The sequence below is a fragment of the Arthrobacter sp. AZCC_0090 genome (assembly GCF_014207375.1).
In the GTDB taxonomy this organism is placed as follows: domain Bacteria; phylum Actinomycetota; class Actinomycetes; order Actinomycetales; family Micrococcaceae; genus Arthrobacter.
Window position 1 is genome coordinate 173,473 of the sequence record NZ_JACHEE010000012.1, and the last position, 6,963, is coordinate 180,435.

Below are 6,963 nucleotides of genomic sequence, written 5' to 3' on the forward strand. Positions count from 1 at the left end.
GTGGCCTCCGGCCTTGCCCGGGACCTAGGCCAGTGGATGGAGCCAGGTCAGGACGGAGCCGTCGCCTTCGATGTGCCCGCCGAGTTCGGCGTTGAATTTCCGGCCGTATTCCGCCCCGATGTGTTCCTCGAATGCCGCTTCATCGCGGTAGACCTCGAACACGAAGTATTCCCGCGGGTTGGTTTCGCGGGTGTAGGGCAGGAACATGACGTTCCCTGGTTCCCGGCGGACGTGGCCGGTGAGCTCTGCCATCATTTCGGCCACCCTCGCTTCGCTGCCTTCCCTGACGGTGAATTCCGCGTACAGTGTTTTGGTCATGTCCGGTCCTTTTGCTTGGTGGGTTCGGATGTCTTGCAGAGTTGGTTGTTAGTTCAGTGGCGGGATCTCGCCGGATCCCCTGGGGATCAGTTCTGACGGGACGATGTAGGTTTTCGGGGCGCCGTCGTCTCCGTCGATTCTGGCGAGGATCCGTTCGGCGGCGAGTTTGCCGATGCGCTCGGGGTGCTGGGCGATCACGGTGATCCCCGGTTCCATCATGTCGGCCAGGGTGAAGTCGTCAAATCCGATCAGGGCAACCCTGTGGTGTAACCCGAGGGATCTCAGCGCGCGCATGGCACCGAAGGTGATCAGGTTCTGGCTGGAGAAGATCGCGGTGGGAGGGTTCTCCGAGGTGAGCAACTCGATCGCCGCCCGGAGGGCGGTCTCCTCGTCGTGGAGTCCGTTGCGCACCGGGATGGTCGATGTCGCAATGCCGGCCCTGCCGATTTCTTCCAGGAACCCCGTGCGGCGTTTCGTTGCCGTCTGGATGTCCGTCCGGTCGCCGAGGTAGGCGAGTCTGGTGTGGCCGTGGCGGATGAGGTGCGCGGCCGCCTTTGAGGCGCCCACCTCATTGTCCGTGACCACCGCGTCGGCTTCGATGCCCACCGGCTCGCGGTCGATGAACACCATGGGCAGGGACCGTGAGTGCTCCGGGATGACGTATGCCTGGCTCCTGGCGATCGGGGTCAGGACAAGCCCGTCGACCCGGCGGCCCAGGAAAGCGGAAATCAGCTTCTTCTCCCGTTGCGGGTCGTCATCCAGACTCGAGGCGAAAACCGCAATCCCACGCTCGGTCAACGCGTCTTCCAGCGCCCGGTGAATCTCTCCGCTGAAGGGATTGGACACACTGGGCAGCAACAACCCGATGGACTGGGTCTTGCGACCGGACCGTTTCAAGCTGCCCGCGGTCATATCGAGGTGATACTGGAGCTGTTCCGTGGCCCTGAGCACCCGCTGGCGTGTTTCCTCCGAAACGCCGGATTCGTTGTTCACGACTCGCGAGACCGTCTTGATCCCTACTCCCGCGAGATCCGCGACGTTTTTCATCGTCGGAGGCCTCCGACCGGAAACGGATTGGTAACGATTAGACACCGTTGTCAACGAACTGCTCCTCATCTTCGATTAACACTTGACTCCACAGTGTGAGCTTGGTTACATGATACATGACATCGTTGTCTGGCGCCGGAAGGGCGCCACAAACACAGGAGTTTCAATGTTGAGTTCCAAAGCCCCGAGGTCGGCCGCGACCCGCCTTCTTGCCGCCGGCGCAGTCCTGACCCTCGGCGCACTTAGCTTGACCGCCTGCGGAGGCAGTTCCTCCAGCTCGTCGTCCAGCGGAGGCGCCGCAGGAAAGATCGGCGTTTCCCTGATCGTGAAGACTACGTCCAACCCGTATTTCGTGGCGATGGAGGACGGCGCGAAGAAGGCAGCGGAGGGTGGCAATATTGACCTGAAGCTCGCCGCGGGCAAGTCCGATGGCGACGAAGACACCCAGATCCAGGCCATCGAGAACGCCATCTCCAAGGGTGACAAGGGCATCCTGATCACCCCGAACGGGCCGGCCGTCGTCGATGCAATCAAGAAGGCCCGCGACGCGGGGCTGTACGTGATCGCCCTGGACACCCCGCCGGACCCGGCAAGTGCCGTGGACATCACCTTCGCCACCGACAACTTCGCGGCCGGCAAGCAGATCGGCCAGTGGACCGCGGCGCAGCTGGACGGCAAGAAGGCCACCATTGCGCTGGTGGACCTGTTCAGCGACAAGGTCGTCTCGGTTGACTACAACCGCGACCAGGGGTTCCTGACCGGTTTGGGCATCGACACCGCCGACAAGACGAAGAACGGTGACGAGGCCAAGACCGGCAAGTACACCGGCGGCAAGGGCGGGGACTACGAGATCGTCGGCAACCAGGCGTCCCAGGGCGCCGAAGACGGCGGCCGCACGGCGACGGAAACCCTGCTGTCGAAGAACCCGAACATCAACGTCGTCTATACGATCAACGAACCTGCCGCGGCAGGCGCCTATGAGGCCCTGAAGGCCGCGGGCAAGGACAAGGGCGTACTGGTCGTCTCCATTGACGGCGGCTGCACCGGCGTGAACAACGTCAAGTCCGGCATCATCGGCGCGACTGCCCAGCAGTACCCGGTGAAGATGGCCCAGCTGGGCGTCCAGGCCATCCAGGACCTGGCCACCTCAGGCAAGAAACCCACGGTCTCAGCGGGCCTGGACTTCTTCAACACCGGCTCCGCACTCGTCACCGACAAGGCAGTTTCCGGACTGCAGAGCATCGACACGACGGCTGCTTCCCAGATCTGCTGGGGCAAGTAACGCCTCCCCTCTGCGGGGGGCCGCGCTAAAGGCGTCTCCCCGCAGCATACCCAGCACGACAACAGTTATAGAACATTGAAGTTCAGGAGCTATTCAAGTGACCCAGCAACAGACCGCCGGCCCGCCGAGCGCCGGGCATGCTGACCTGGCCGAGGAATTCCTCGACCGCCGGACCCCTCTCAGTAGAATCCGCAACATTCTCCACCGCTACCCGGCCCTCAGCCCCGCCATTGTCCTGCTGATCGCGGTGGTGGTCTTCGGGATCCTCAATGAGCGCTTCCTGCGGGTGGAGAACCTGTCTCTCATCACGCAGCAGGTCGCTGTGGTGGGCACCCTGGCGATCGCCCAGACCCTGATTATCCTGACCGCCGGCATCGACCTCTCGGTCGGGGCGGTCATGATCCTGTCCTCGATGGTGATCGCCCAGCTCGCCGTCAGCAACGGCATCCCCGGGCCGCTCGCCCTCATTGCAGGTCTCGCCGTCGGTCTGGCGGCCGGGGCACTCAACGGCTTCCTGGTGACCAGATTCCGGCTCCCGCCGTTCATCGTCACCCTCGGAACGCTGAACATTTTCGTCGCCTTGACGCTGCTCTACTCCGGCGGCAGCACGGTCCGCGGATCCGCGATGCCGCCGGTGCTCACCTGGCTGGGAAGCACGTTCCCGATCGGACCCGTACGCATCTCCACCGGCGTCGTCATGATGATCCTGCTCTACGTCGTGGTCGCTTTCATCCTGGGCAAGACCGCCTGGGGACGGCACGTCTACGCCGTCGGCGATGACAAGGAAGCGGCACGCCTTGCCGGCATCCCCGTCAACCGCGTCCTCATGAGCGTCTACCTTGCCGCGGGCGCAGTTCTTGCCGTGGGCGCCTGGATCCAGATCGGCCGCACCAACGCCGCCAGCCCGAACGCCGGGGTCGATCTCAACCTGGACTCCATCACCGCCGTCGTGATCGGCGGAACCAGCCTCTTCGGCGGACGCGGCTCCATCTGGGGTTCACTGCTTGGCGCATTGATCGTCGGCATCTTCCGCAACGGCCTCTCACTCGCAGGCCTGGACGTCCTTTACCAGACTCTCGCCGTCGGCATCCTGATCATCGTTGCCGTGTCTATCGACCAGTGGATCCGAAAGGTCAAGTCATGACCATGACAGAATTTGCAGCCTCCCACACCGCCACCCGTGAACCCATCCTCAAAGCCAGGAACCTCGTCAAGACCTTCGGCCGCGTCGTCGGACTCGACGGCGTGAGCCTGGACCTGTACCCGGGCGAAGTGCTGGCCGTCATCGGCGATAACGGCGCCGGCAAGTCCACGCTCATCAAGTGCCTGACCGGCGCCGAAATCCCCGACACCGGGGAACTCTACGTATCGGGACAGCAGGTGCACTTCAAACGCCCGCAGGACGCGCGGGTCCACGGCATCGAAACGGTTTACCAGAACCTGGCTGTCTCACCGGCCCTCGATGTCGCCTCGAACCTGTTCCTCGGTCGTGAAGAACGACTCCCGGGCCCCCTGGGGAGCCTGTTCCGGATGCTCGACACTAAAGGCATGCGCAGGAAGGCCAAGGAAGAGCTGACCCGCCTGGGCATCTCCACCCTGCAGGACGTCACAGTGCCGGTCGAGAACCTTTCCGGCGGCCAGCGCCAGGCCGTCGCCGTGGCCCGCGCGGCGGCTTTCGGGTCCAAGGTCGTCGTTCTGGACGAGCCGACGGCGGCCCTGGGCGTGCGCGAATCGAACCAGGTCCTCCAGCTGGTCCGCGACCTGCGCGACCGCGGCCTGCCGGTCATCCTGATCAGCCACAACATGCCGCACGTGTTCGATGTGGCCGACCGGATCCACATCCAGCGCCTAGGCAAGTGCGCGGCCACCATCACCCCGCAGTCCCACAGTATGACCGACGCCGTCGCCATCATGACAGGAGCCGCAAAGGCCTGACAGGCCCACCGGCACCTCCCGCTCCACCGGAGCCCCTTCTCCGTCCGCGGACCTGCTAACGGGTCCGCGGACGGATCCATACCGGCCTCCCACCAGTCAACCCGAAGAAAGAACCCCGATGCACAAGCCCCAACCGGACGGCTCCAGCCACGAGCTGATAGACGTTATCGTCATCGGCGAAGCCCTGATCGACATCGTCAACGGCCCCGAAGGATCCATCAGTTATCCGGGCGGGTCCCCGGCCAACGTCGCCTATGGCCTCGGCCGGCTCGGCGTCCGGACCGGGCTGCTCACGGCAATCGGCGACGACGAACACGGCACCGCCATCACCAACCACCTCCACAGCGCAGGCGTCGAGCTTCTTCCCGGATCCAATTCTCTTGAAAGGACGGCAACCGCCACCGCGACATTGGCTGCCGACGGCTCAGCCAGCTACGAGTTCGACATCGCCTGGCAGCTGGCAGCTGTGGCGCCGGCCATGATCCCGAAAGTTCTGCACACGGGCTCGATCGCCACGTTCCTGGCCCCGGGAGCCGGCACCGTCCGCACTCTTCTCGAGCAGTGCCACCAGTCCTGCCTGGTCACTTACGACCCCAATATCCGCCCTGCTCTCCTTGGCAGCCACACCGAGGCAACGACGATCTTCGAGGACCTGCTTCCGCTCACGGACGTCGTCAAACTCAGCGACGAAGATGCACACTGGCTCTACCCCGGATGGTCCCCGGACGATGTGGCCGCCCACTTGCTGCAACATGGCGCGCGCCTGGCCGTCATCACCAAGGGCGCCGACGGTGCCCTGCTCGCCACACCCGGCGCCCGGTTCAGCATGCCGTCCGTGAAAACCGAAGTTGCCGACACCATCGGGGCAGGCGACTCCTACATGGCCGCACTCATCTTCGGACTGCTGACCCGGGGCGACGAAGCATTCGGACCGGCCGCACTCCAAAACATCGGACAAACAGCGTCAATGGCCGCCGCAATCACGGTCAGTCGGCCCGGAGCCAACCCGCCGACCTCCAAAGAGCTTCTTACACGGCTGGCCGAGCCTCAACGACCCTATGCCACCATCTAGTCCGGGTAGCCGTCTCCGCCAAACCACTTCCGCTGGGCGAACTTAGGAAGAGGTGCAAAGCACCTCTTCCTACTGGAAGGCTCCAAGACCCCGATCTGAGGCCGCTCCACGGGACGACGAGGCGTACGCAGTCCACCGGCTCGATGTTCCAATATTGAGGCGACCGGGGCCGCTGGTTCGGATGATGGTCAGCAGGCGCAGGGAGCGCTTGTGGCCGCCGGCCAATAGGACGCGAAAAATCATCCGTTCCGCTACAAAGCAGCCGCCCGGACCAGACGGGGCCCCACTGCACGGTCACGCGGCTCCGGAGACACCGGACCTTGGTCCAAGTGGGTGTTCATGTCGAGGGTGAATCGTCCGTAGGGGTTGATATGAGTCCAGAACAACGGCGTCAGACCCCTGCGGGTCTTCTGGCTCGATCAATCCATTGAACTCCGGGACCTCGAGCACGGTTTGCAGCATCAGCGTGTTGACCAGGATCAGCGAGGATCGGAGCAAGTGCAGGGCAAGCATAGACACTTCGGTCGTCTCCCGGTCCGGACCGGTGAGGTCACGGTTCTTCCCATAAAACACGACTTCGTTTCCGCTGTTCCAATTCTCCACCACCTGCAGCCCGGAATTGATTTCCCGACGGAGGTCCTCGCTTGCGAGGAAGTCGGCGGCGAACATCGTCCTCACGACCCTGTCGAGCTCCTCCAGGGCCTGATAGGTGGGGTGTTTTGGTCCGCCCCGGATGAAACGGCGCAGGATCGTCTCCGACTCGGCAGTACCGAGTTTGAGGGCGGTGGCGTACTTGACCATCTGGTCATATTGCTGGGCGATAAGATCCCAGTCGATCGGCCTGGAGAGCACCGGGTTGACCTCCCCGTAAACCTCGTCGTTGCTGGCCCGGTAGAGGCGGATCGAGCCGACATTCTTCAACCTCGGCAACAGCTTGAAACACAGGAGTTCGGTGAACGCGAACTCCACAATCGAGGCCTCTTCACCCCGCCGGTAGTCCCCGCCAGCAGCCGGTTGTCCAGTTGCTCCAGTGACCTGGTCAATCTCGTTTGAAGGTCAAAAATGAACTTGCTCGGATCCAGAGGTTCCGCAGCGCCTCGTAGTGGAACAAGGCAGACGCCTCGTCGCGACCACGTACGCCGGGGGCGGATGGCTCACCACGCTCGCGCTCGAGGCATGGGGCGCGTCCGACGATAGGTACTTCGACGCCATCGCCCGCGTGGACGTACCGCGGTGGACTGCCGGCCGCGTGGTGTTGCTCGGTGACGCGGCGAGTTGCATCTCGTTGTTCGGTGAAGGCTCCAGCAGC

Annotated in this window: 7 protein-coding genes and 1 pseudogene; 5 read left to right on the top strand and 3 right to left on the bottom strand. The window is 63.7% G+C overall.

Annotated elements, in window-relative coordinates:
• Positions 1 to 24 precede the first annotated feature (24 nt).
• Positions 25 to 318: a putative quinol monooxygenase gene (locus HNP00_RS18340; RefSeq protein ID WP_184741152.1), complete on the bottom strand. Its 294-nt coding sequence runs from the start codon at positions 316 to 318 to the stop codon at positions 25 to 27.
• Between the two features lie 48 nt (positions 319 to 366).
• Positions 367 to 1,365 (bottom strand): LacI family DNA-binding transcriptional regulator, encoded by a 999-nt coding sequence (locus HNP00_RS18345; RefSeq protein ID WP_184741153.1) that lies wholly within the window; start codon positions 1,363 to 1,365, stop codon positions 367 to 369.
• A 166-nt stretch (positions 1,366 to 1,531) separates the two neighbouring features.
• On the opposite strand from HNP00_RS18345, the gene HNP00_RS18350 reads away from it, so the two are divergent.
• The 4 genes from HNP00_RS18350 to HNP00_RS18365 all read left to right on the top strand — a co-directional run bounded on the left by HNP00_RS18350 (position 1,532) and on the right by HNP00_RS18365 (position 5,654).
• Positions 1,532 to 2,647: a substrate-binding domain-containing protein gene (locus HNP00_RS18350; protein ID WP_184741154.1), complete on the top strand. Its 1,116-nt coding sequence runs from the start codon at positions 1,532 to 1,534 to the stop codon at positions 2,645 to 2,647.
• Positions 2,648 to 2,744: 97 nt separating this feature from the next.
• Positions 2,745 to 3,791, top strand: coding sequence for an ABC transporter permease (locus tag HNP00_RS18355; RefSeq protein WP_184741155.1), 1,047 nt, complete (start codon positions 2,745 to 2,747; stop codon positions 3,789 to 3,791).
• A complete protein-coding gene (locus HNP00_RS18360; protein ID WP_184741156.1) occupies positions 3,788 to 4,582 on the top strand; it encodes an ATP-binding cassette domain-containing protein in 795 nt (264 codons plus the stop codon). The genes HNP00_RS18355 and HNP00_RS18360 overlap by 4 nt, the downstream gene beginning before the upstream one ends.
• Before the next feature lie 118 nt (positions 4,583 to 4,700).
• Positions 4,701 to 5,654: a carbohydrate kinase gene (locus HNP00_RS18365; protein WP_184741157.1), complete on the top strand. Its 954-nt coding sequence runs from the start codon at positions 4,701 to 4,703 to the stop codon at positions 5,652 to 5,654.
• A 294-nt stretch (positions 5,655 to 5,948) separates the two neighbouring features.
• Here HNP00_RS18365 and HNP00_RS18370 read toward each other — a convergent pair whose 3' ends face one another.
• Entirely contained in the window at positions 5,949 to 6,623 is a 675-nt protein-coding gene (locus HNP00_RS18370) for a Tn3 family transposase (RefSeq protein ID WP_221451627.1), read from the bottom strand.
• 133 nt (positions 6,624 to 6,756) lie between these two features.
• Here HNP00_RS18370 and HNP00_RS18375 point away from each other — a divergent pair.
• Positions 6,757 to 6,963, top strand: a pseudogene (locus HNP00_RS18375) (hypothetical protein); the annotation flags it as partial.